General features: G+C 36.6%; 22 protein-coding genes. 21 read left to right on the forward strand and 1 reads right to left on the reverse strand.

The genetic code is table 11. The annotated features are described in order from the left end of the window. Positions 1-4: 4 nt before the first annotated feature. From EHW90_RS05010 to mgtA, 9 genes are all read left to right on the forward strand, one after another. The gene (locus EHW90_RS05010) at positions 5-835 is read left to right on the forward strand and encodes a glycerophosphodiester phosphodiesterase family protein (protein ID WP_124951714.1); all 831 of its coding nucleotides are present in this window, start codon (positions 5-7) and stop codon (positions 833-835) included. 29 nt (positions 836-864) lie between these two features. Next, positions 865-3,048: an extracellular solute-binding protein gene (locus EHW90_RS05015; RefSeq protein ID WP_124951716.1), complete on the forward strand. Its 2,184-nt coding sequence runs from the start codon at positions 865-867 to the stop codon at positions 3,046-3,048. A 20-nt stretch (positions 3,049-3,068) separates the two neighbouring features. After that, the gene (locus EHW90_RS05020) at positions 3,069-4,130 is read left to right on the forward strand and encodes a hypothetical protein (protein ID WP_124951718.1); all 1,062 of its coding nucleotides are present in this window, start codon (positions 3,069-3,071) and stop codon (positions 4,128-4,130) included. A gap of 17 nt (positions 4,131-4,147) precedes the next feature. Then, positions 4,148-4,825 (forward strand): MgtC/SapB family protein, encoded by a 678-nt coding sequence (locus EHW90_RS05025; RefSeq protein WP_124951720.1) that lies wholly within the window; start codon positions 4,148-4,150, stop codon positions 4,823-4,825. Between the two features lie 280 nt (positions 4,826-5,105). Next, positions 5,106-6,476, forward strand: a complete 1,371-nt coding sequence (locus EHW90_RS05030) for a DUF512 domain-containing protein (protein WP_124951722.1) — start codon at positions 5,106-5,108, stop codon at positions 6,474-6,476. Then, positions 6,469-7,800 (forward strand): ribosome biogenesis GTPase Der, encoded by a 1,332-nt coding sequence (gene der, locus EHW90_RS05035; RefSeq protein WP_124951724.1) that lies wholly within the window; start codon positions 6,469-6,471, stop codon positions 7,798-7,800. The genes EHW90_RS05030 and der overlap by 8 nt, the downstream gene beginning before the upstream one ends. After that, on the forward strand, positions 7,800-8,438 hold the full coding sequence (plsY, locus tag EHW90_RS05040) for a glycerol-3-phosphate 1-O-acyltransferase PlsY (protein WP_124951726.1): 639 nt from the start codon (positions 7,800-7,802) through the stop codon (positions 8,436-8,438). The genes der and plsY overlap by 1 nt, the downstream gene beginning before the upstream one ends. Further along, positions 8,435-9,430: an NAD(P)H-dependent glycerol-3-phosphate dehydrogenase gene (locus EHW90_RS05045; RefSeq protein ID WP_124951728.1), complete on the forward strand. Its 996-nt coding sequence runs from the start codon at positions 8,435-8,437 to the stop codon at positions 9,428-9,430. The genes plsY and EHW90_RS05045 overlap by 4 nt, the downstream gene beginning before the upstream one ends. A 1-nt stretch (position 9,431) precedes the next feature. Continuing rightward, a complete protein-coding gene (gene mgtA, locus EHW90_RS05050) occupies positions 9,432-12,125 on the forward strand; it encodes a magnesium-translocating P-type ATPase (protein WP_124951730.1) in 2,694 nt (897 codons plus the stop codon). Positions 12,126-12,147: 22 nt separating this feature from the next. On the opposite strand, the gene EHW90_RS05055 is transcribed toward mgtA, so the two are convergent. Then, the gene (locus EHW90_RS05055) at positions 12,148-13,890 is read right to left on the reverse strand and encodes an Rqc2 family fibronectin-binding protein (RefSeq protein WP_124951732.1); all 1,743 of its coding nucleotides are present in this window, start codon (positions 13,888-13,890) and stop codon (positions 12,148-12,150) included. Between the two features lie 285 nt (positions 13,891-14,175). Here EHW90_RS05055 and alaS point away from each other — a divergent pair, with 285 nt between their 5' ends. From alaS to EHW90_RS05115, 12 genes are all read left to right on the forward strand, one after another. Then, positions 14,176-16,833, forward strand: a complete 2,658-nt coding sequence (gene alaS / locus EHW90_RS05060) for an alanine--tRNA ligase (RefSeq protein ID WP_124951734.1) — start codon at positions 14,176-14,178, stop codon at positions 16,831-16,833. A 9-nt stretch (positions 16,834-16,842) separates the two neighbouring features. Continuing rightward, positions 16,843-17,568, forward strand: coding sequence for a glucosamine-6-phosphate deaminase (gene nagB, locus EHW90_RS05065; RefSeq protein WP_124951736.1), 726 nt, complete (start codon positions 16,843-16,845; stop codon positions 17,566-17,568). Further along, on the forward strand, positions 17,559-18,710 hold the full coding sequence (gene nagA / locus EHW90_RS05070) for an N-acetylglucosamine-6-phosphate deacetylase (RefSeq protein ID WP_124951738.1): 1,152 nt from the start codon (positions 17,559-17,561) through the stop codon (positions 18,708-18,710). The genes nagB and nagA overlap by 10 nt, the downstream gene beginning before the upstream one ends. 245 nt (positions 18,711-18,955) lie before the next feature. Then, the gene (gene codY, locus EHW90_RS05075) at positions 18,956-19,741 is read left to right on the forward strand and encodes a GTP-sensing pleiotropic transcriptional regulator CodY (protein WP_009447173.1); all 786 of its coding nucleotides are present in this window, start codon (positions 18,956-18,958) and stop codon (positions 19,739-19,741) included. Positions 19,742-19,852: 111 nt separating this feature from the next. Beyond that, positions 19,853-20,170 (forward strand): hypothetical protein, encoded by a 318-nt coding sequence (locus EHW90_RS05080; protein WP_124951740.1) that lies wholly within the window; start codon positions 19,853-19,855, stop codon positions 20,168-20,170. A gap of 32 nt (positions 20,171-20,202) precedes the next feature. Further along, positions 20,203-20,655 (forward strand): hypothetical protein, encoded by a 453-nt coding sequence (locus EHW90_RS05085; protein WP_124951742.1) that lies wholly within the window; start codon positions 20,203-20,205, stop codon positions 20,653-20,655. Positions 20,656-20,671: 16 nt separating this feature from the next. Then, positions 20,672-21,007, forward strand: a complete 336-nt coding sequence (locus EHW90_RS05090) for a hypothetical protein (protein WP_124951744.1) — start codon at positions 20,672-20,674, stop codon at positions 21,005-21,007. Positions 21,008-21,024: 17 nt separating this feature from the next. Beyond that, positions 21,025-21,876 carry a CbrC family protein gene (locus EHW90_RS05095; protein ID WP_124951746.1) on the forward strand — a complete coding sequence of 284 codons (852 nt, stop codon included), beginning with the start codon at positions 21,025-21,027 and terminating at the stop codon, positions 21,874-21,876. A 32-nt stretch (positions 21,877-21,908) separates the two neighbouring features. Further along, a complete protein-coding gene (locus tag EHW90_RS05100; RefSeq protein ID WP_124951748.1) occupies positions 21,909-22,358 on the forward strand; it encodes a hypothetical protein in 450 nt (149 codons plus the stop codon). Positions 22,359-22,377: 19 nt separating this feature from the next. Then, positions 22,378-22,926, forward strand: a complete 549-nt coding sequence (locus EHW90_RS05105) for a hypothetical protein (protein WP_124951750.1) — start codon at positions 22,378-22,380, stop codon at positions 22,924-22,926. Then, a complete protein-coding gene (locus tag EHW90_RS05110; RefSeq protein ID WP_124951752.1) occupies positions 22,926-23,783 on the forward strand; it encodes a DUF2262 domain-containing protein in 858 nt (285 codons plus the stop codon). Before EHW90_RS05105 ends, EHW90_RS05110 begins: the two co-directional genes overlap by 1 nt. Positions 23,784-23,801: 18 nt before the next feature. Further along, the gene (locus tag EHW90_RS05115; RefSeq protein WP_124951754.1) at positions 23,802-24,242 is read left to right on the forward strand and encodes a GNAT family N-acetyltransferase; all 441 of its coding nucleotides are present in this window, start codon (positions 23,802-23,804) and stop codon (positions 24,240-24,242) included. The last annotated feature ends 1 nt before the right edge of the window (position 24,243 follow it).

Raw genomic sequence — 24,243 nt, forward strand, 5'->3', positions numbered from 1 at the left:
TAGAATGAAAAATACACTTCATTTATACAATAATGATAATGTACAGATTGTTGCTCATCGTGGAGCGGCAGGTTCCAATATTCCTTGTAATACAATACCTGCATTTGATATCGCTCTAAAAGGCGGTGCTTCAATTTTAGAGATGGATCTTTTTAAAAGTACTGATGGTAAAATATTTATTTTTCATACAGGTAAAGAACCGTATCAACTTAATAAAAACATTGATCTTACAAAACTGGACAGTGAAGAGATAAAAAAACTTCGCCTTATCAATGTTGATTTTAATCCTACACAATGGGGAATAAATTCTTTTGATGACATATTAGAGCATTTTAAAGGTCGTTGTATTTTAAATCTTGATCGTATTGGGGAATGTATACCCGATGTCATAAAAGCAGTTGAAAGACATAACATGAAAGATCAGGTTTTACTTAAGCATGCCCCGATTCCAAGTGTTTTAAAGATAATTGAAGATGTGGCACCTGATTATATGTTTATGCCGATATATATGGAAGAAGATAATGCTTCAGAAATAATTGAAAAAATGAATATAAATTATATCGGTGCTGAACTTGTGTTTAAAACAGAAGAGTCCCCTGTGATACAACCTGAATATATAGAGAGTATGAAGAAGAGGGGCAAGACTTTATGGGGGAATGCAGTATTATACAGTTATAAAGTACCTCTTTCAGCCGGGCATACGGATGATGTCTCAATGATTGATGATCCGGATAAAGGATGGGGGTGGTTAGTTGACCATGGCTTTGATATAATTCAAACTGATTGGACATATCAATGCTGTAAGTATTTAAAGGATAGAGGAATAAACCATTAATACTTACAAATCAGATTGGAGTATAGAAAATGGCAACTATAAAAGATATAGCCAAGGTGGCAAAAGTATCGCAGGCAACCGTTTCAAATGTTTTAAACGGGAAAGATAATGTAAGCAGTGATAAAATACGTAGAGTAATGAAAGCAGTTGAGGATATGGGCTATGTTATAAATGAAAAGGCTCAAAACCTCAGAAAGGGTACTGCAAAGATTTTAGCAGTTGTAGTTCCAAATTTATATGATAAAACATACATAGATTTTTTTTCCAGTTTTAAAGATTATGCGGAAAGAAAAGAATATACAGTAGATTTATACATTACAAATGACGATGATGATTATGAGAGGAAGCAGATTCAGAAAATAAAATCCAGAATGACGGAGGGAGTAGCTGTTTTTACATCCATATCAGATGGAAGTGAGGCTTACTATGAAGCAGGATTTTCAAATGAAGATGTTGTTTTTATATCTAATAAACAGCCATACAGTTGTAAGTTTATCGGATATGATAATATAGAGGCCGGAAAAGAGATCGCAAAAAAAATATTGCAAGGCAATTATGAAAAAGTCGCTCTTTTAACAGGACCTCTTACATATTCAGGGAAAATGGACTTTCGTAATTCATTTTTAGAGAGTATTGTAAAATCAGATAAGATCTCAGAAGTATATGAGAGAGTTACTACTGAGCAGTGCAAATATCAGAATGTAGTGAGAGTTTTTACTCATATGCAACCTGATGCAGTCGTTACTGACAGTATATCATTGGCTCAAACAGTAAAAAGTGTATATCAAAACTTCTATAGAAATAGGCCGGTAGATATCGTTTCACTTTCTCCTGTATATACTATTCCTGAAAGAGATATCATTAGATATGAAATAGACTATAGAAAAATGGGTATAGATGCCGCTTCATATCTAATAAACCGTAACTGGGAAAATAGAAATGAACTGATTATAGAATCAAAAGGGTTTTCAGATTGGCCAAAAATAAATTCAAAAAATGAAGAAAATGTATTGAATATTTTATCGATTGCAAGCCCTACTACACGAGCACTTAAGACAGTGGTAAATTTGTATGAATTTAATACCGGAATAAAGATACGAATAATAGAATCAGATTATGAAAGTATGTATAAACTGGTAAAAAACCGAGGGGCGGAACTTCCATATGATATAGTTCGTATGGATAAGGATTGGTTTCCGGTTTTAGCTAAATCGGTATTTGAGCCACTTACAAATATAGAATCCAATATCGGTAACAGCTTAGACGGTTTTTTGCCTAATGCATTAAAAAATTATTCTTATCTTGATGGTGATATTTATGCATTACCGGGAACACCAAGTATTCAATTACTGTTTTATAGAAAGGATTTGTTTGAAGATACAAGATTAAAAAGATTATATTATGAGATGTACAAGAAATCATTAGAGGTTCCAAAGACCTTTGAAGAGTATAATCGTATTGCGTATTTTTTTACAAATGAATTTAACAATGAATCTCCGATTAAGTATGGTTGTAGCTTTACATCAGGAGAACACGGAACTGTCGGTGTTGAATTTTTGATGCGATATTTTAGTCATTCAAAAAGATTATTTGATGAAAATGGAAATATTCTTTTAAATACTGAGGCAGCAAGAGATGCATTAAGAGAAACTAAAGACTCTTGGAATTGTTCCTCAAAAATAGAGCACAATTGGTGGACAGATTCAGCTCAGGAGTTTGCGGAAGGTGATACGGCAATGGGTATTTATATGATAAACCATGTTAGTGGATTTGTCGGACCCGACTCAAAGATTAGAGGGAAAATAGGGTGGTCTATTGTACCCGGAGATAATCCTATGCTTGGTGGTAGTGTTCTTGGTATTTCTAAATATTCAAAAAATAAGGATATTGCTTTAGACTTTTTGAAATGGATTAGTCGAGATGATATAGGTACAGCTACTGTATTACTTGGCGGTATGTCTGCAAAAAAAACGGCATATGATGATGCTGAAGTAAATGATGCTTATCCATGGCTTGATTATGCAAAAAAATGTTTTAAAAATGCTCAGACCAACTACTATCCTATAGTAGATGGAGATAATATTGGATTAAAAGAGTTGCAGAATTTACTAGGTGTGGCAATAAAAAAAGGTATAATGGAGCATTTAGATATTGATGAAATACTTGAAACTGCTATGACTGATTATGAAAATTTGAAAAAGAAAAAACTTTAATATGCAGAGGGAGGCTTTAAATGTCTGATTTTCCTTATAAATCAAGTAAATATAGATATACAGCAATAAGATTTATTAAAAGTAAAAAAGGTATATTTGGAATACCGAAGATTAATATAAGTGCAGATTTTGAATGTGAGATTACAAAAGAAAACGGTTTATATTATGAAACAGATGGAGAAATTGTAATTTATATAAAGCATTTTATCTTAAAGGATGCTTGCTTGATTTCTATATACGTAGAAGACAGTGAAGAATATGAAATAAAGTATATATTATGTGAAGGCAAATATATAGCATTTGATCACAGTAATAACAAATATATATTTCAAATTGAAATTAGTGGACTTCTTGGTCCGACAAGAACATTATATGCACATAGTATTTTAAGAGAAGACGGCATTACTCTTAGAGTTGAAGAGAACGATATTGGAAGGTGTGCGGGAAAATATGATAAAGATACATATCCGCAAACTCAAATCGATGCTTCGGTTCACTATACATTTGCGGCAAGAGAAGTCTTAAGGCATATGGGTATAGGAAAATATTTGCATGACAATCATCTCGGATATATATTGCTTCTTGGATTTGAAACTTGTAATGAGTTACACCCTGATTATCCACCGCATTGGCATTTGATATTCAGATGGCCATATTTTTGTGGCTCACAGGCACCTCATATATACATTGATAAAGAAGGAAAGATGGAGTCAAATGTAACTTATATTGACGGCATAAGTGGAGTATGCAGAAAGTATCAGACTCTAGAATGGTGCAAGATGGTTGATATGTACGGTGCGGATGTAATTGCTTTTAGACTGGTAGAAGATGGAGGTATGGAGCTTACTTCTCCAGGTGGAAATACCTATAAAATTGCCCCTTATATTAGGGAAGACGGTGTAAAAGTATATTGTGATGAAAGGTATATTGGTAATATTACCGTAAAAAATGACACTGATAACGGACAGATTAAGTTATTATGGAATAACAGCGATTGTATTCAAGATTCTTATAAAGAGATTATCGAATATGATCAATATACGGGAAACATCAAAAAAGTTGAATGTGTCGATAGTATATAAATATAAGGAGATGCTAAATGGAAAAATATGTAATTAATGATAGTATTTTTTTATTTCAGCTTATATGTGCCGGACTTTGTGGTACAGCTTTAGGAGTGGAACGACAGAGTAGAATGAAGTCTGCCGGAGTAAGAACACATTTCATAGTATCCGTAGCATCTGCACTTATGATGATTGTATCAAAATACGGTTTTTTAGATGTTATCTCGATTGAAGGTGCAAGTGTGGATATATCCAGAGTTGCAGCAGGAATTATATCAGGCATAGGCATACTTGGAGGAGGATTGATTTTCATCAGCAAACAAGGGCTTGTTCGAGGTATGACAACAGCTGCCGGAATATGGATGACAGTAGGCATTGGTATGGCTATAGGTGCAAGAATGTATGTACTGGGTTTTGAAGGTACAATCCTTATACTTTTTATGCAGTGCTTATTCCATAGAAAACTCGAAATACTAAAAGATCCGTTAAGAGCAAAGGTAATGTTTTCAATTGGAGACAGAAAAGAAGATGTAGAAACAGTAGTTCATAAGCTTGAGGCTATGGGTATTGAAGTAAGTATGATAAAGGTTGAAAGAAAGGGAGATAAAAACTTTCAAATGAAATGTGAAACTGTACTTCCAAGAAATATGGAAAGAGGCAATTTTACAAAAAAAATTGTGGGAATAGAAAATTTGTTGTCATATGAGGTTTAGAAACAAAAATCTTTAATGATGTAATAGATGTTATAGGATTACAGAAAATGAAAAAATAAGATGTTGAAATCTAAAATTTAATATGTTAGACTGAAAGAGGCAAATGAAGTTAAGATATGTAGTCGTAACAGTGCTACAGCGAAAAAGCCACGAGCTCGTATCTCGTGGCTTTTTCTTTTCCGTTTTGGCAAGGTGGCTTAAACCTTAGAATTGTCATTGATATAAGAAATTGTATATTATTGTTGCACTTTATTTGCTATTTACAAATGAATGGAGTAAAATGAATTTTCATATAATAAAAAGCATTGCCAAAGGATCTATAGCCGAGGAGCTGGAAATAGAGCCGGGAGATAAGCTTATATCTATCGACGGCAATGAAATAAAAGATGTATTAGATTATAGATATTATATAAATGCCGAAGAGTTCACCATGGTGATTGAAAAGGCAAATGGTGAAGAGTGGGAGCTGGATATTGAAAATGACTATGAAGATATAGGGCTTGAATTTGATGATGGACTTATGAGTGATTATAAGTCCTGTACCAACAACTGTATTTTTTGCTTTATAGATCAGATGCCGAAAGGAATGAGAGAGACACTTTATTTTAAGGATGACGACTCAAGATTATCATTTTTACAGGGCAATTATGTAACACTCACAAATATGAAGGATGCGGATATAGACAGAATAATAAGATTTAATCTGGCACCTATAAATATATCCGTACATACTACAAACCCAGAACTTAGAAAAAAGATGCTTCACAACCGCTTTGCAGGTGAGTCTCTAAAGTATATAGATAAGCTTTATGAGAAGAATGTACCTATGAACGGGCAGGTGGTTATGTGTCCGGGGTATAATGACGGTGAAGAGCTTAGGCGTACACTTAATGATTTATTAAAATATGCCCCTACAATGGAGAGCGTATCCGTAGTGCCGGTAGGTATTACAAAGTTTAGAGACGATTTACCGAGACTGACCTTGGTAGATAAGGAAAAGGCCAAAGAGACTATCAATATAATAGAAGAAATCCAACAAAAGGCGATAAAAAAGTGCGGAATGCATTTTGCACAGGCAAGTGATGAGTTTTATCTGATAGCAGGAAGGCAGATGCCATCTGAAGATACTTATGACGGCTATATACAGCTTGAAAACGGTGTAGGTATGTTAAGACTTCTAAGTGAAGAGGTAAGAGATGCTGTAGAGACATTGAAAGTTTCGAAAGCCGATATAAAAAAAGAAGAAGTTATAAGTATTGCCACGGCCATATTGCCGGCGCACTCTATGGAAGAACTTTTAAAGGAGATAGAAGAAAAATTTCCAAGCAAAAAGATCAATCTCTATGTTATAAGGAATGATTTTTTCGGTGAGAGAATTACAGTGGCCGGGCTTTTGACAGGAGTTGATATCATAAATCAGCTGAAAGGTAAAGAACTTGGTGACAGACTTTTGTTATCTGTAAATATGTTCAGAAGCGGTGAAGAAGTATTGCTTGACGATTTGACAAGAAGTGATATCGAAAGAGAGCTGGACACAAAGACGGTAATAGTAGGTCAGTCAGGCTATGACCTTGTAAATGCCATAGTATCTGATAATTATATAGAAGAAAATGCCTATAAGGCATATGAAAAAGGAGTTAAAAATGAGTAAACCCGTAGTTGCCATCATAGGTAGACCGAATGTAGGAAAGTCTACATTGTTTAACGCCATAGCAGGGGAGCCGATTTCCATAGTTAAGGATACCCCGGGAGTAACCAGAGACAGGATTTATGCGGATTGTACATGGCTTAATATGAATTTTACATTGATTGATACAGGCGGAATCGAGCCTGACAGCAGTGATGTTATACTTTCACAGATGAGAGAACAGGCCGAGATAGCTATTGAGACGGCGGATGTGATTGTATTTATTACAGATGTGCGCCAAGGTCTTGTGGATTCGGATTCCAAAGTCTGTGATATGCTAAGAAAGTCAAGAAAACCTGTTGTACTTGCGGTAAACAAGGTTGACTCCATGGCTAAGTTCGGAAATGATGTGTACGAATTTTACAACTTAGGTATCGGAGACCCGATACCTGTATCTGCAGCGTCAAGGCTTGGAATTGGTGATTTGCTTGAGGCTGTGGCTTCACACTTTAAAAATAAGGACACCGAAGATGAGGAAGATGATGACAGACCTAGAATTGCAATAGTCGGAAAGCCGAATGTAGGTAAATCATCTATTATCAACAGACTTACAGGTCAAAACAGAGTAATAGTATCCGATATTGCAGGTACAACGAGAGATGCTATAGATACTGTAGTTGTAAATAACAAGCAGGAATATGTATTTATTGATACGGCAGGTCTTAGAAGAAAATCAAAGGTAAAAGAGGATATTGAAAGATATTCAATAATCAGAACTGTAACTGCTGTAGACAGAGCGGATGTTGTAGTACTTGTTATTGATGCAAGTGAAGGTGTTACCGAACAGGATGCAAAGATTGCAGGTATTGCACATGACAGAGGCAAGGGCATAATAGTTGCGGTAAATAAGTGGGATTTGATTGAAAAAAATAATAAGACTATTTATGAATATACCAATGACATAAAGAGAATACTTTCATTTATGCCATATGCGGAGTTTATCTTTATATCGGCGTTAAGCGGTCAAAGACTGCAAAAGCTCTTTGAGCTTATTGATATTGTAAGAGAGAATCAGACTCTCAGAATACAGACAGGTGTGTTAAACGAGATTATCTCCGAAGCTACGGTAATGCAGCAGCCGCCTTCAGACAAGGGCAAGAGATTAAAGATTTTCTATGCTACACAGGTAGCTGTAAAGCCGCCTACATTTGTTATATTTGTCAATATAAAGCAGCTTATGCATTTCTCATATCAAAGATATTTGGAAAACAAGATAAGAGAGGCATTTGGATTTAAGGGTACATCTATCAGATTTATTATCAGAGAGAGAAAAGAGGACAACAAGTAATGCTTAGGATTCTGCTTTTAATAATTGGATATTTTATAGGAAATATTGAAACCGGATATATATTTGGTAAAATACATAAAATGGATATCAGAAACTACGGCTCGGGAAATGCCGGAGCGACAAATACACTCAGAGTGCTGGGAGCCAAAGCCGGCTTGGTTGTATTTTTGGGAGATTTTTGTAAGTCACTGATACCATGTTTGGTTGTAAGGTTTATCTTCAGAGATAATGTAAGCTTAAGCTATATCTATATGTTATATATCGGGCTTGGTGTGGTACTTGGGCATAACTTTCCTTTCTATCTTGGTTTTAAAGGCGGAAAGGGTGTGGCGTCTACGGCAGGCATAATAATGGCACTGGATATCAGGATAGCCGTTGTATGTCTGATAGTATTTATAATTACAGTTGCAATTACAAGATATGTTTCACTCGGCTCTATATTTGTAATGATTATTTTGATAGGAATGTCACATTTCCTTGTCAAATTCAGCTATGGATTCGGAGAGGGAGCATCTCCTATGGAGTTTAGACTTTTGACAGCCGCTGTAGGACTTCTTTCTATATTTATGCACAGAGCAAATATAAAGAGGCTACTTGGCGGAACTGAGAATAAAATAGGGAAAAAGGTGGAAAAATGAAAACAGCTGTTATTGGTTCAGGTACTTGGGGTATGGCCCTTGCCAGACTTTTATTTGACAACGGTCATGAAGTTAAGGTGTGGTCAGCTATTGAGAGCGAATTAAAGGAACTTAGAGAAAAACGTACGCATAAAAATCTGCCCGGGATTATCTTTGATGAGGGGATAGTGTTTGAAGGTAATTTAGAGAAAGCTATGGAGAATGCAGATATCTGTGTGCTTTCAGTTCCTTCTATTTTCACAAGAGCTACAGCAAAGAAAATGGCACCGTTTTATAAAGAAGATCAAATCATTGTAAATGTTGCAAAGGGTATTGAAGAAAATACTCTTGAAATACTTACAGAGCAGATTTTGGATGAGATAAAGAATGCCAATGTTGCGGTACTTTCAGGCCCTAGCCATGCCGAGGAGGTTGTAAGGCTTCTTCCTACCACATGTGTGGCAGGTGCAAAGGATATGGAGACCGCAAAACTTATCCAGTCAACATTTATGAGTCCGGTGTTCAGAGTCTATACTTCTACAGATATGCTTGGAATAGAGCTTGGAGGTTCGCTAAAGAATGTCATAGCACTGGCGGCAGGTATATCTGACGGACTCGGATATGGAGATAATGCCAAAGCGGCACTTATTACCAGAGGAATAGTGGAAATAAGCAGGCTGGGCATTGCAATGGGTGCAAATATAGAGACATTCTACGGGCTTTCAGGTATCGGAGATTTGATAGTGACCTGTGCAAGTAAGCACAGCAGAAACAGAAAAGCCGGTATGCTTATGGGACAGGGAATGAGTATGGATGAGGCCATGAAGGAAGTTGCCATGGTGGTTGAGGGCGTTTATTCGGCCAAGGCAGCCAAGGCTCTTGCAAATAAATATAATATCTGTATGCCTATAGTGGATGAGGTAAATGCCGTACTCTTTGAGAACAAAGATCCGAAACAGGCGGTGGATGCTCTGATGCTTAGGGATAAGGCAGTAGAAAAGATTGGAATATAATATGAACACAAATATTGAATATATGGCCACTCACAAGGTTGAGGACATAAAAGAATATTTGAATATAAATTTAAATGGACTGACTGAAGAAGAGGTGGATGAGAGCAGAGATAAATACGGCTCAAATAAGGTAAAAAAAGAGAAGAAAAAATCCATTGTGGAAAGATTGGCCGAGGCATTTATAAATCCTTTTACGGTGGTGCTTATATGCCTTGCTGTAGTTTCCACAGTTACAGATATTATATTTCCTATACTTCATATGTTCGGAAATACAAAAAAGGACTTCAATCCTGTAACGGTTATTATAATACTGACAATGGTATTTGTATCGGGTGTGTTAAGGTTTATTCAGGAGAGCAGAAGCGGTGATGCTGCAGCTAAGCTTTTAGCTATGATTACCACCACCTGTACGGTTACAAGACAGAATAAAAGTCATATAGAGATACCGCTTGATGAAGTGGTGGTAGGGGATATTGTATATCTTTCAGCCGGAGATATGATACCTGCAGATGTTAGGATAATAGAAGCAAAGGATTTATTTGTAAGCCAGTCAAGTCTTAGCGGTGAGAGTGAGCCTATTGAAAAGCTGGCAGCCGTATGTGAGAAAAAAGACAATATCACAGAGTATACAAATATAGCTTTTATGGGCAGCAATGTCATATCGGGAAGTGCTGCTGCGATAGTTGTATCTGTAGGAGACAACACACTTTTCGGTTCTATGACATCGGCAATAGCCACGGAGTCTGTGGAGACCAACTTTACAAAGGGCGTAAATGCCGTTTCATGGGTACTTATAAGATTTATGCTTGTAATGGTGCCTTTAGTGTTTGTAATTAACGGTGTTACAAAAGGAAACTGGATTTCGGCATTTTTGTTTGCAATATCCATTGCAGTGGGGCTTACTCCTGAGATGCTTCCTATGATTGTAACAAGCTGTCTTGCAAAAGGTGCTGTATCAATGAGCAAGAAGCAGACTATTGTAAAGAATTTGAATTCAATACAAAATTTCGGTGCTATGGATATTTTGTGTACGGATAAGACCGGGACCTTGACACAGGACAGAGTGGTACTTGAATATCACCTTAATATAAAAGGAGATGAGGACTCAAGAGTACTTAGATACGGTTATCTTAACAGCTATTTTCAGACAGGTTATAAAAATCTTATGGACCTTGCCATCATTCAAAGGACTGAGGAAGAGGAGGCAAACGACTCACAGCTTCTTGACTTGTCTGAAAACTATAAAAAGATTGACGAGATACCGTTTGACTTTGGTAGAAGAAGACTTACAACAGTGGTACAAAATCACGCAGGCACAATAAAGATGGTTACAAAGGGTGCTGTTGAAGAGATGCTTGCCGTATGCTCATATGCCGAGTACAACGGAAATGTGGAACCTATTACAAACGACTTCAGAAAAAAGATCCTTGATACGGTGGATGATCTTAATGTAAAGGGATTCCGTGTACTTGCGATTGCAAGAAAAGATATAGAAAAACAAAGCTGCAGTGTGGATGATGAATGTGAGATGATACTTATGGGGTATCTTGCATTTTTGGATCCGCCGAAGGAGTCGGCTGCAGGTGCAATAAAGGCATTAAGAGAACATGGTGTCAGAACAAAGATTCTTACAGGAGATAATGAAAAGGTTACAAAAACCATATGTAATCAGGTAGGTCTTGAAGTAAAAAATATGCTGCTTGGCGGTGATATCGAAAAGATGGATGATGAGGAGCTTAAGAAAGTGGCCGAGGTAACGGACGTCTTTGCAAAGCTCACTCCAAGTCAGAAATCAAGAGTGGTATCGGTACTTAGAGAAAACGGACATACTGTAGGATTTATGGGTGACGGTATCAATGATGCTGCGGCTATGAAAGTGGCGGATATAGGTATCTCTGTAGATACTGCAGTGGATGTGGCCAAGGAGTCTGCAGATATTATACTTCTTGAAAAAGACCTTATGGTCTTGGAGTCGGGAATCATAGAGGGACGAAAGACCTTTGCAAATATGATAAAGTATATCAAGATGACCGCATCGTCAAACTTTGGAAATATGTTTTCCGTGCTGGGTGCTTCAGCACTTTTACCTTTCCTGCCTATGGAGAGTATGCACCTTATTTTGCTGAATCTTATATATGATTCATGTTGCAGTGCAATTCCTTGGGACAATGTGGACGAGGAGTTTATCAAGTTGCCGAAGAAGTGGGACGCTTCAAGTATCGGTAAGTTTATGGTATGGATAGGGCCTACAAGTTCAATTTTTGACTTTATGACATTTGCATTTATGTACTTTGTGTTCTGCCCTCATTTTGTAAGTCACGGAGTTACATATAATAATCTTGCCGGTCATTTTAGCGGTGATGAACTCAACCGTATAAGAGCTTCCTATGTGGCAATGTTTCAGGCAGGCTGGTTTGTCGAGTCCATGTGGAGCCAATCACTGGTTATACATATGATTCGTACTATGAAGTTACCTTTTATACAAAGTAGAGCATCGGCTCCGCTTACAATGCTTAATTTCTTCGGAATCATAGTCATTACAATAATACCGTTTACTGTGTTAGGTAAGGCGATAGGGTTTGTTTCATTGCCTTTATCATTCTTTTTATATCTTATACCATGTGTATTAGCATATATGATACTTGTTACGGCGGTAAAAAAGGCTTATATTCGCTACCACAAAGAGTGGCTGTAGCAGTGAATAAAGCCCATATAATTTATTTTTGTTGCAGATTCGCCTTCGGTGTGGCTACCATTGACCAGTTGGAGTGGTAGATTACAAATCCGGGAGCGGCACCTGCAACTTTTTTTATATTTTTCTTTTGGATGTAGTCAACTTCCACCTTATCCGCATCCTTTGCCTTGGAATAAAAGGCTGCAAGGGCGGCGGCTTCTTCATAAGCTCTGTCAGGAAGTTCTTCTTCATTGTTTGACTTTAAAATAACATGTGAACCGGGTATTCCCTTGGCGTGAAACCACCAGTCATTTCCTGTAGCCACCTTAAAGGTAAGTTCTTCATTTTGGTAATTGTTCTTACCTACATATATATCATATCCGTCACTTGAGATGTAGTGATAAGGATGTGAGGTAATCTTTTGCTTTTTGGCTGAGGAGTGTTTTTTGATATATCCGAAATCCACAAGCTCCTGACGAATCTGAGAAAGGCTCTCATCATCACTTGAAACCTCCAAGGCGGTTTGAATGGATTGCAGATGTTCCATATCATTTTTTGTCTTTAAAATCTCTTCGCTGAGAGCTTTTGTGGTTCTGCTGAGTTTTGCATACTTGTCATAGTATTTCTTGGCGTTTTCCTTTGCAGATTTATTTTTATCAAGCGGTATGGTGATTTCCTTATTGTCATCGTAGAAATTTTCGGTGGTAAAGGAGCTTTCACCTCCCTTTAGGCTGTAGCCGTAGGTATTTAAAAGATCACCGTACACTCTGTATATATCCTTTTTGTCGGCATCCTGAAGCTGCTTTTCCTGAAGGTCATACTTTTTGCTTGCTCTTTCAAGTGCCGTATTTACAATACGTCGTAAATCCGAACTTTTCTGTCTGTTAAGTACAAATGCTTCTCTGGATGAATAAAAATCATAAAGCATCTTGCTTACTGAGTCAAAAGATTCTTTTTTGTACTCTTTACCTTCATATGAATAAAGACTTATTGAAGAGAACTCAATCGCCTCTTCACCTTTATATATTATATTCGGAGTAAAGTTGTGAGTATTTATATCTTCAAGGAGATTTTGTATTGTATGAAACAGGTGAGTGTACTCAAGTTCACCAAGAGATGTGGAAGGAGCCTGTGATAAAAGCGATGCTCTTAAGATTATTTCCTCAGCTATAAGCGGACTTATACCTGCAAAATTCATGTATATCGACTTTACAAGAGGGTATTCCTTTGATTTTAAAATCTCTATAAACTCTTCAAGTTCCGTATTTAACAGATCTTTTTTCTTAAGTTCTTCAGGCAGAAAATATTCTCTTCCCGGAAGTACCTCTCTTAGAGAGCTCATATTTGCGGAGATTCTTTTTATTGAATCTATTATTTTATTGTTTTCGTCTGTAAATATAATATTTGAGTGCTTACCCATTATTTCAATATACATTCGCTTGTGGCTGAGATCGCCAAGCTCGTTTAAATGTTCAAGTTCAAAGCAAAGTATTCTCTCAAGGCCCATCTGAAATATATTGTTTATCTTTGCCGTGCCTATATATTTTCTAAGCAACATCAAAAACGCCGGAGCCACCTTAGGAGCAGGTTTATTGACATCGGTAAGATAGACAAGCGGCAGTGAAGCGCTTGCAGATACCAAAAGCCTGTAAGTCTTTGCATTGTTCTTTATTGTAAAAATAAGCTCATTATCCTCAGGCATGGAAATCTTTGATATTCTTCCGCCCACAAGGTTTGTATTAAGCTCATATGTCAAGTTTGATATGACTATACCGTCAAAAGCCATTTTGTACCTCTATTCTAAAAATAAATATAATTATCTGTAGAACAGTATAACCTAGGAAATATAGTTCATGCAAGTTGAGTTTTAACGTCAACTGTGATATTATAAAAACAGTTTGTCTATAATTATAAGGCATTGCCTAAGAATAAGAGAGGTGTATTATGGCAGTTTTTTTATCAACATTAGTAGGAAGCGTAATTAAGGCTATTATTTTTGGAATATTAGCACTAATAGGCATCAAATTGGGCAAAAAAGCAAGTGATATGAGAAAAGGAAAGTAACAGATATATGAGTAACAAAAGTGTAAACAGTGAAAACGGAGTAAACCAGATAAGAAGAAAATTCTTGGAGTTCTTTGAAAGCAAAGGTCATTTGGCTATGAAGAGCTTTTCTTTGGTTCCGCACAACGACAATTCACTACTGCTAATCAACTCAGGTATGGCACCGCTTAAGCCGTACTTTACAGGTCAGGAGATACCGCCGAGAAGAAGAGTATGTACATGTCAGAAATGTATTCGTACAGGAGATATCGAGAATGTAGGAAAGACTGCAAGACATGGTACATTCTTTGAGATGCTCGGTAATTTCTCATTCGGAGACTACTTTAAGCATGAGGCTATCGCATGGACTTGGGAGTTTTTGACAGAAGTGGCGGGTCTTGATGTGAACAGACTTTATCCTTCAGTGTATTTGGAGGATGATGAGGCGTTTGAAATTTGGAATAAAGAGATAGGTATTCCGGCTGAAAGAATATTTAAGTTCGGAAAAGAAGATAACTTCTGGGAGCACGGAGAAGGACCTTGCGGACCTTGTTCAGAGGTCTATTATGACAGAGGAGAAAAATACGGCTGTGGAAAGCCTACCTGTACGGTAGGTTGTGACTGTGACAGATATATGGAAATCTGGAACAATGTATTCTCACAGTTCAATTCTGACGGCAAGGGACATTATACGGATCTTATACAGAAGAATATAGATACAGGTATGGGACTTGAAAGACTTGCGGTAGCACTTCAGGATGTGGAATCAATATTTGAAGTGGATACTATCAAGGCACTTCTTGACAGAGTGGCTGAACTTGCAAATACTTCATACAAAGAAGATGCAGGCAAGGATGTTTCACTTCGTCTTATCACAGACCATATCAGATCATGTACTTTCATGATTTCAGACGGAATCATGCCGAGTAATGAGGGTAGAGGTTATGTACTTAGAAGACTTTTAAGAAGAGCTGCAAGACATGGAAGAATGCTGGGTATCAAGGACACATTCCTTGCAAATCTTGCAAATACAGTTATTGAACTTTCTAAGGACGGCTATCCTGAGCTTGAAGAAAAGAAAGAGATGATTTTGAAGGTTCTTACAGAAGAGGAGAACAAATTCAATAAGACTATCGATCAGGGACTTTCAATACTCGCCGATATAGAAGAAAAGCTTGCAGAAAATAAAGAGAAGATAATATCAGGTGAGGATGCCTTCAGATTGTATGATACATACGGTTTCCCTCTTGACCTTACAAAGGAGATAATAGAGGAAAAGGGCTTTAGTGTAGATGAAGACGGCTTTAACAAAGCTATGGAGGCTCAGAGAAAGCAGGCAAGAGCTGCAAGAAAAGCTACCAACTACATGGGCGCAGATGTGACAATATACCAGTCACTTGATCCTAAGCTTGAATCAGTATTTGAAGGCTATAACAGTCTTACAGACAGCGGAAAGATTATCGCGCTGACTACTGAAGATGAGATAGTTGAGGCTATTGCGGAGGGAGATCACGGAACGATTTTCCTTGATAAGACTTCATTCTATGCTACCATGGGCGGTCAGAATGCCGATATCGGTGTTATAAAGACAGAGGACTCGGTATTTAATGTAGTGGATGTTATAAAACTTGGCGGCAACAAGATAGGTCATGTAGGCTATGTAAGTCAGGGAATGTTCAAGCTTAACGACATGGTGGAAACTGTTGTAGATGAAAAGAACAGAAGAAAGACCGCTGCGAATCATTCCGCAACCCACCTTTTACATAAGGCATTAAGAGAAGTGCTCGGAAACCATGTTGAGCAGGCCGGAAGCTATGTGGATGCCGAAAGACTCAGATTTGACTTTACACATTTTAAGAGCCTTTCAAAAGAGGAACTTGAGAATGTAGAGGCACTTGTAAACAGAGAGATAAATAAGGCATTACCTGTTGTTACAGATATAATGGATGTGGAGTCGGCTAAAAAGAGCGGTGCTATGGCACTCTTCGGCGAAAAATATCAGGGTGATGTAAGAGTTGTAAGTATGGGAGACTTCTCAAAGGAGCTTTGCGGAGGTACTCATGTACATAATACATCCGATATAAAGCTCTTTAAGATACTTTCAGAGAACGGTATTGCTGCAGGTGTAAGAAGAATAGAAGCTCTTACAGGTGACGGCGTTATCGAGTTCTATCAGGACATCGAAAGCAGAATGCAAAAAGTGGCCGAGCTTTTAAAGACAAACGAGAGTGAACTTGTATCAAAGACAGAGAGCGTTTTGGATGAGATGAAGGCTCTTAAGTCCGAGAATGAGAAGCTTAAAGCAAAGCTTGCAAGTGAAGCGCTTGGAGACAGTGAGGAAAGTATCGAAGAGATTGGCGGAGTCAAGTTCATTGCAATGCAGGTAAGCGGTGTTGAGATGAATGAGCTTAGAAATCTCGGAGACAAGTTAAAAGAAGATGTAGACGGCGGAGTGGTAGTTCTTGCATCGGATGTGGACGGTAAGGTTAACTTACTGTGTATGGCAGGCGATAAGGCACTGTCTTTGGGTGCACATGCCGGAAATATTATAAAAGGCATTGCCGCAATTGTAGGCGGTGGCGGCGGCGGAAGACCGAATATCGCACAGGCAGGAGGAAAGAATCCTGCAGGTATTAAGGACGCACTTGATAAAGCAAGAGAAGTATTCAAATCACAGTTGAATTAGGGGGCTATTATGCGAATTTTAAAAGCAAAAGATTATAAAGAGATGAGTGAGATGGCGGCAGACATTATAGGCGCACAGGTTTTATTAAAACCTGACGCCGTACTTGGTCTTGCCACAGGTTCCACACCTATCGGAACCTATGAAGAATTGGTAAAAAGATATGAGTCGGGCCGACTTGACTTTAGCAAGACTAAGACTGTAAACCTTGACGAGTACAGAGGACTTACAAAGGACAACGATCAGAGCTATTACTACTTCATGCATTCACATCTTTTTGACCATATCAATATAGATAAGTCCAATACAAATGTGCCTGACGGTATGGAGCCTGATGCGATTAAAGCGGGAGAGGACTATGAGAACATCATAAGTAACTTCGGCGGTATCGACTTACAGCTCTTAGGACTTGGAAATAACGGTCATATAGGATTTAATGAGCCTTGTGACGAGTTTATTGATAAGACCCATGTGGTGGATTTGACACAGAGCACAATAGAGGCCAATAAGAGATTCTTTGAAAGCATTGATGATGTTCCTAAGCAGGCATATACTATGGGAATAGGAAGCATTATGAGAGCAAAGCGAGTACTTATGCTTGTAAGCGGCAAGGGAAAGGCTCAGATAGTAAAGGATGCATTCTTCGGACCTGTGACACCTAAGGTGCCGGCATCGGTGCTGCAGCTTCACAATGATTTTATCTTGATAGGTGATGCGGAGGCTCTGTCATGCTTATAAAAAATGCTATTGTATTTGACCCTGACAAGGTATTTAGAAACAGAGAGATAAATATTTCAGGAGAAAAATTCGTAGAACCGTCTTTTATGAATCTGGGATTTTCGCCGGACAGTGATAAAAAACAGATAGATGCTACAGGACTCTACGCAATCCCGGGACTTGTAGATATACATTTCCACGGCTGTATGGGCGATGATTTCTGTGATGCAAATGATGACACTATAAAGAATATAGCGAAATATGAGGCAAGGTCGGGAATTACAAGTATTTGTCCTGCAACCATGACCATCTCAAAGGATGAACTTAGAGAAATCATGAAAAAGGCCGCCGCATATGATAATGAAGAGGGTGCAAAGCTTGTAGGCATAAATATGGAAGGACCTTTTATAAGTGAAGCAAAAAAAGGCGCACAGTCATCAAAGTATATCTTGAAATGTGATGCAAAGCTTTTTGATGAACTCAACAATTTATCAGGCAATATCATAAAGCTTGTAGATATCGCTCCTGAAAATGACGGTGCTATGGAGTTCATAAAAGAGGTAAAGGACAGAGTGATAGTTTCTATTGCACATACAATGGCGGACTATGACACCGCAAGCAAAGCTTTTGAAGAGGGAGCATCTCATGTGACTCATCTTTACAATGCTATGCCTCCGTTTACACACAGAGCTCCGGGAGTTATAGGTGCGGCTGTTGATAATGATACTGTATGCGTGGAGCTTATATGTGACGGTATACATATTCATCCGGCAGTTGTAAGAGCCACATTCAAGATGTTTGGAAATGAGAGAGTTATACTTATCAGTGACAGCATGAGAGCTTGCGGACTTGAAGACGGAGAGTACACTCTGGGCGGTCAAAAAGTCTTTGTTACAGGCAGAAAGGCTATACTTGAAGACGGTACTATAGCCGGTTCGGTTACAAACCTTTTTGAATGTATGAAAAGAGCCGTACAGGATATGCATATCAGACTTGAAGACGCTATAGCTGCGGCTACAATAAATCCGGCAAGGCAGATAGGAATATTTGATAAAGTTGGAAGCATTGAGGACGGAAAGTATGCAGATCTTGTATTGATGGACAAGTCACTCCACATAAAGGCTGTATATGTACACGGTAAAGAAATATATAGTGAATTATAAATTGTATGAGGTAGAGCAAAAACTCTACCTCTTTTTTATTTGTTATCAGATTATATATAATTTTGTGCATATTATTCTGATATTTTCAAAAATATAAATAATGTATCATTTGCCTTTAATAGGATTAGATAAGCAAATAATAATAATTATCACATAAAAAAGTTGTACATTTATTCAAATTGTGCTAAAATTTAAGTGTGAGCTTTATTGAAAATACATTGTTTTCTAAGGGGAGGTTTTCTTGAATGAGTGTACAATTATTGGATAAGACTAGAAAGATTAACAAGTTATTACACAATAATAATTCACAAAAAGTGGTATTTAATGATATATGTGATGTATTATCAGAAATACTCGAGGCAAACAGTCTTGTTATTAGTAAAAAGGGTAAGGTATTAGGAGTTGGAACACATAATGGTACATCTGAAATCACAGAGTTGATTGCCGACAAAGTCGGAGGATTTATAGATGAAATGCTGAATGAAAGACTGCTCTCAATATTGTCCACCAAAGAAAATGTTAATCTTGCAACACTTGGATTTGACGAGGAAAATGTAAACAGATATCAGGCTATTATAAGCCCGATTGATATTGCAGGTTCAAGACTGGGTACCGTATTCATTTACAAAGAGGAAAAGGGCTTTGATATAGATGACATAATATTAAGCGAATATGGTACAACAGTGGTAGGACTTGAAATGATGAGAAGTGTAAATGAGGAGAATGCGGAGGAAAACAGAAAGATTTCTATTGTGAAATCCGCCATATCAACATTAAGCTTTTCAGAACTGGAAGCTATAATACATATCTTTGAAGAGCTTAACGGCAACGAAGGTGTACTTGTAGCAAGTAAGATAGCTGACAGAGTAGGGATCACAAGATCGGTGATAGTAAACGCACTAAGAAAATTTGAAAGTGCAGGAGTAATAGAAAGCAGGTCATCCGGCATGAAGGGTACTTACATCAAGGTAATAAATGATGTGGTATTTGCAGAGCTGGAAGAGGTAAAGAAGGATCAGGGTATCAAATAAAGTTAACATACTAAGGACCGGCACTGCCGGTTCTTTTTTTATAAAAAGTACAGTAGATACAGATTGTATGTTAATGATATAGTAGAGTAGATATGTGTGAGGTGAATGTATATGAAATATGATGAACTTGATTTTTTTGAATTTTTTGAAAGTGAGCCTTCCTATCTTTTTGAAAAAGAGGCGGGAATTTGCAGTTATTCATATGAAAAAGATAGTTTTAAAATATATGTGTCTTTATCATATTATGAAGACTATATGAGTATAGATATTTCATATAAAAGTGGTACAGTTTATAGCGGTGAGATAACAAATATAGAAGAAATAAAGAAGTTTGATACAGATATACTTAAAGTAGTAACAGATAAAAACTGGATATTTCTAAAAAAATGGCCATGTATCGGGGTTACTTTTGATGAAAGGTTAGAATAGAAATCATATAATAAATTTAAAAGGAGTACAAAATGTTAAAGATAGGTGAAAAGTATCGTTTTGAAGATGATTTAAGTGACAGACAGAGTTGCCTTATATTTGATAAAGATAACGGCTTGTGGTCTGTAGATATAGGTTTTAAAGAGGGGAACTTTCGTGGTGAATTAGCAGCTCCGTCTATTTGTATAAACAGTATAGATTCAAACAAAAGCAGTGCAAAAGATCTTGTAGGAGAAACTTTTAGTGTAAATACATTGGAAGAATGTGATGAAAGAGAAGATACATTTTATATTTATGAGTCGGAACCTATGGTCTCATATAGGCTTGAAATTATAGAGATAAAAGATGATAATGCTCATATAAGATGCACCGGAGTATTGATTGTTGACGGTTATGCCGACCCTATTGAAAAAGAATATTTTGAAATTGACAGTCTGATACCGATAATAGAATCAGTAGATGATTGGGAAAAGTTCGAACTATAAAATATGAGGTGATACTATGGATAATATAAATTTTAATCTTCCAAAAATGTATGAAAAGTTTTTAAAAGAAATAAGAGGAAGTGAAGGATTTTCAGTAGGCGATACAGGTGTGATACTTTATGAAGAAGAAGATTTGCCGGAAAGAAATCTGACATATGAAGTTTTTGAATATGAGCCTGATTTTTTTATGATAGGTCAAGATGGAGATTTGGCTTTTTTTATAAAAAAGGACTCGGACGATACCATATATAAAAATGATTTAGGAGCACTGGGATCATGTGAAATGGAAGAGGTATCTAAAGATATATACGAGTTTATAGAGTATGTAAAAGAACATTATGAGATGCTTTGATTATATAAGGATGAAACATGAACGAATTTTTAAAAGAATATATCAGCTTAAAAGAAAACTTTGTAAAGTATCATGAAAATGAGGCAAGTGTATTGGCATTATATGAATTTGCAGACAGACTGAAAGAAAGAACCGAAAAAGAAGCCATAGAAGTATTGGTAGATGTCTATCAACAGCTGTATATGATGGAGAGTGCATATAAACTGTATGAGAGTATATATGATAAAACGGACAGAAAACAGATTAAAAAGTTTTTAGGTTTAAAAGATTTAAATGAGAGCCATGGTGACAGATTTGCAACACCAAGGCCGCTAAATAAAAAAGAAAGGCTAAAAAGGCAAGAACGTAAAAAATTATTGCCGAAATTCAGATATCACCCCGATCCTTTGGAAACAGGTTCATTTATAGAAGGTGAAGCAAAAGTATGCCCTTGTTGCGGTAATGAAAGCAGTGTTTACTATGTAAAAAGTCCATATGCTGTAGATGATGTTGATTATCTTTGCCCTGTATGTATTTCAAACGGAGAAGCCGCAAAAAAGTTTGATGCCGAATTTGTTCAGGATGCCGAATGGAATTTTGAAGAGGATAAAGAAAAGAATGAGGAACTTTTCTATAGAACCCCCGGGTATTTGAGCTGGCAGGGTGAATATTGGCTTTCCTGTTGTAATGATTACTGTGCATATCTTGGCAGCGTAGGAACAAACGAATTAAATGAAATGGGAATTGCAGAAGAAGTCTTTGAAGAGTACAATAAACGTAATGAATTTGCGGATGTAGAAAAATATCTGGTAAAGGACGGACATATTTGCGGATACTTATTCAGATGCTTACATTGCAAAAAATATCATCTTTATGTAGATGCGGACTAAACAAAATAAATACTATGTAAGGGATTATAAAAATGGAAAACCTTGAAATTTTTGAAAATGCCTGTAAATACTTTTCGGATAATATAGTCAAATTTAAGGATATATTGACAGAAAAGGTAGATGCACTGAAGGATAAGAATTGGGAATTTGATAAGGGCAGTACAAAAGTATTTAAAGCTGATGAAACCGGAAGAAAGAAAAGGTGCAAGGTCAGTATCGGATACTGTCTAAAGGTGGAAATTACAAAAGCGAATGCACTAACCACTTGGGATGAATTTAATATGTTTTTCAAGGAAACATATGTAGCAGATATTGAAAGAATTTCAAATAATGAAGAACTGGGAAGATATGAGTTTATTGCAAAAAATACTTTAGGTGATGAAGTCAGATGCAGCATCTATCTTGCAAATGAATGGAATATAGCTCAGATTTGTATTTTAGGATATGTTTCCGGAAGATATAAAAAAGCGGATTTAAGATAGGAGTGAAAGAAAAAAAAATATGGATTGGGGTAATATGCGAACCGGACTTGAGGCATTATATTTTCTTGACAATGCCTTGACTGACCCGTCTGAGGAATATCTTCGAATAATCGATAAAGAAGAAAATGAAACTTATTTAAAGTATATTGTTGATAACGGCTCAGGCGATACTCTATATGTTATTTTTACAGAAGATATTGTCTTAATAAAGGGATTTTCACATGAAAGCAGTTTAAGTCAGTTTGTTAAGAAAGAATTTGACAAAAGTGTTATACAAAAGATATATGAAGGTGTTGATGAAAAATATATTTCTCTCTTTGATGACCGGGAAATAGATGAAACAACATTTTTCATTTGGTATGACGGGAAAATTCATCAAAATAAATTGTCTGATGATGACGGAAGTAAATGGATGATGGGATATATATGTGAAACATATGATGATTTCAAGGAATTTGTAACAGACTATTATGAAATGGATTTTGATGAAAATTTGCTTGAAAAGTTATATACTGACGGTAGGCTTGATGAGAATGAATTATCAGAGCTTATAGGGGGTGAATCTTAATGGAACTCATAGATTATATGAGAAAAAGAAACCAAATGACTGAGAACGAATGGGAAAACTCTTTTGATAAAAAAGAACAGGAAATTCTTGTACTTAGGCATGAAGGTGATGTTACGAGTAAGAGAAACGGATTTTGGGAAGTGGCGGTTTGCTGCCTGGGCTATATAGATTGTGAAACCGGAGAGCTACATAAAGAAGAATGTAGATTTGTATTTGCAGCAAGTGAAAAAGAGTATGAAAATCATTTGATACCGGAATTTGATGAAGAAACTGTTTATCATTTAAAAGTACGGAAGAAACTACCTGAAGAACTGCCGGAGATTATGATAAAAAGAATTGATTTTCTTTTAGTGGATGTAATAGAAAAAAATGTACAAAGTCCGGAGCTTGAAGAAATTCTTACAGAGTATAAAAAGCCAATAATCATAGAGGATGATATATTGGGTGAGCTTTTGTATGATAAAACTATAAACAGCTTTGAAGGGCATATTCCTTGGCTTGACAAAAAAATTGATATTTCTTTGGATGTTGATAAAGACAACAAATCAGGAATCACAAAGGCAAGAAAAGCTATAAAAGAAATGTACTTGAGTGCTGAAAAATGGGATGCGAATATGAGAAAATTTGCAGCAGAAAATCTTATAGATCTTGCAAGAGATTGGTGTGAATCCGAGGAAGAAGCCTTAAAAATCACGGAAGAGAGCTTTGCCGATAGAATAGGTATTGAGTCGATTTCTATGACATCCGGCGGTTTATTTAGTGCATATTTTAGAGATGATGATATTTTTGCAGGACATTGTATTATTGTGAACGGAAGCTTGAAAAAGGGTATTCAGTATGCAAGAATGGGTGGTTGAGAGGATAGTTTAACATATATGATAAGAGAAATAAATATATCCGATGCAAAGGAAATACAAAAAATATGCAAAACATCTCTGGGGTATGATGTTGATATAAGTACGGTTGAGAATCAGATAAAGAAATTGTCATGTGATAATAAAAATCATATTATTGCAGTATATGAAGATGAGAATACAAAGAAGGTTATCGGATTTGTTCATGCACAGGTGTATGAAAGTGTGTATAGTGATACCGGACTTAATATATTGGGGTTGGCTGTTGATCCTGATTTCAAGGGCAATGGATTCGGTAAAAAATTAATGTGTTATATCGAAAAATATGCTATTGATAACGGTATTTCATTTATCAGACTGAATTCGGCCAATCATCGTGTAGAAGCACATAAATTCTATGAGAATATAGGATACAAATGTGATAAGCTGCAAAAAAGATTTATAAAATATTTTAATATTTAAG

It is taken from the genome of Lachnoanaerobaculum orale (genome assembly GCF_003862485.1).
Classification (GTDB): domain Bacteria; phylum Bacillota; class Clostridia; order Lachnospirales; family Lachnospiraceae; genus Lachnoanaerobaculum; species Lachnoanaerobaculum orale.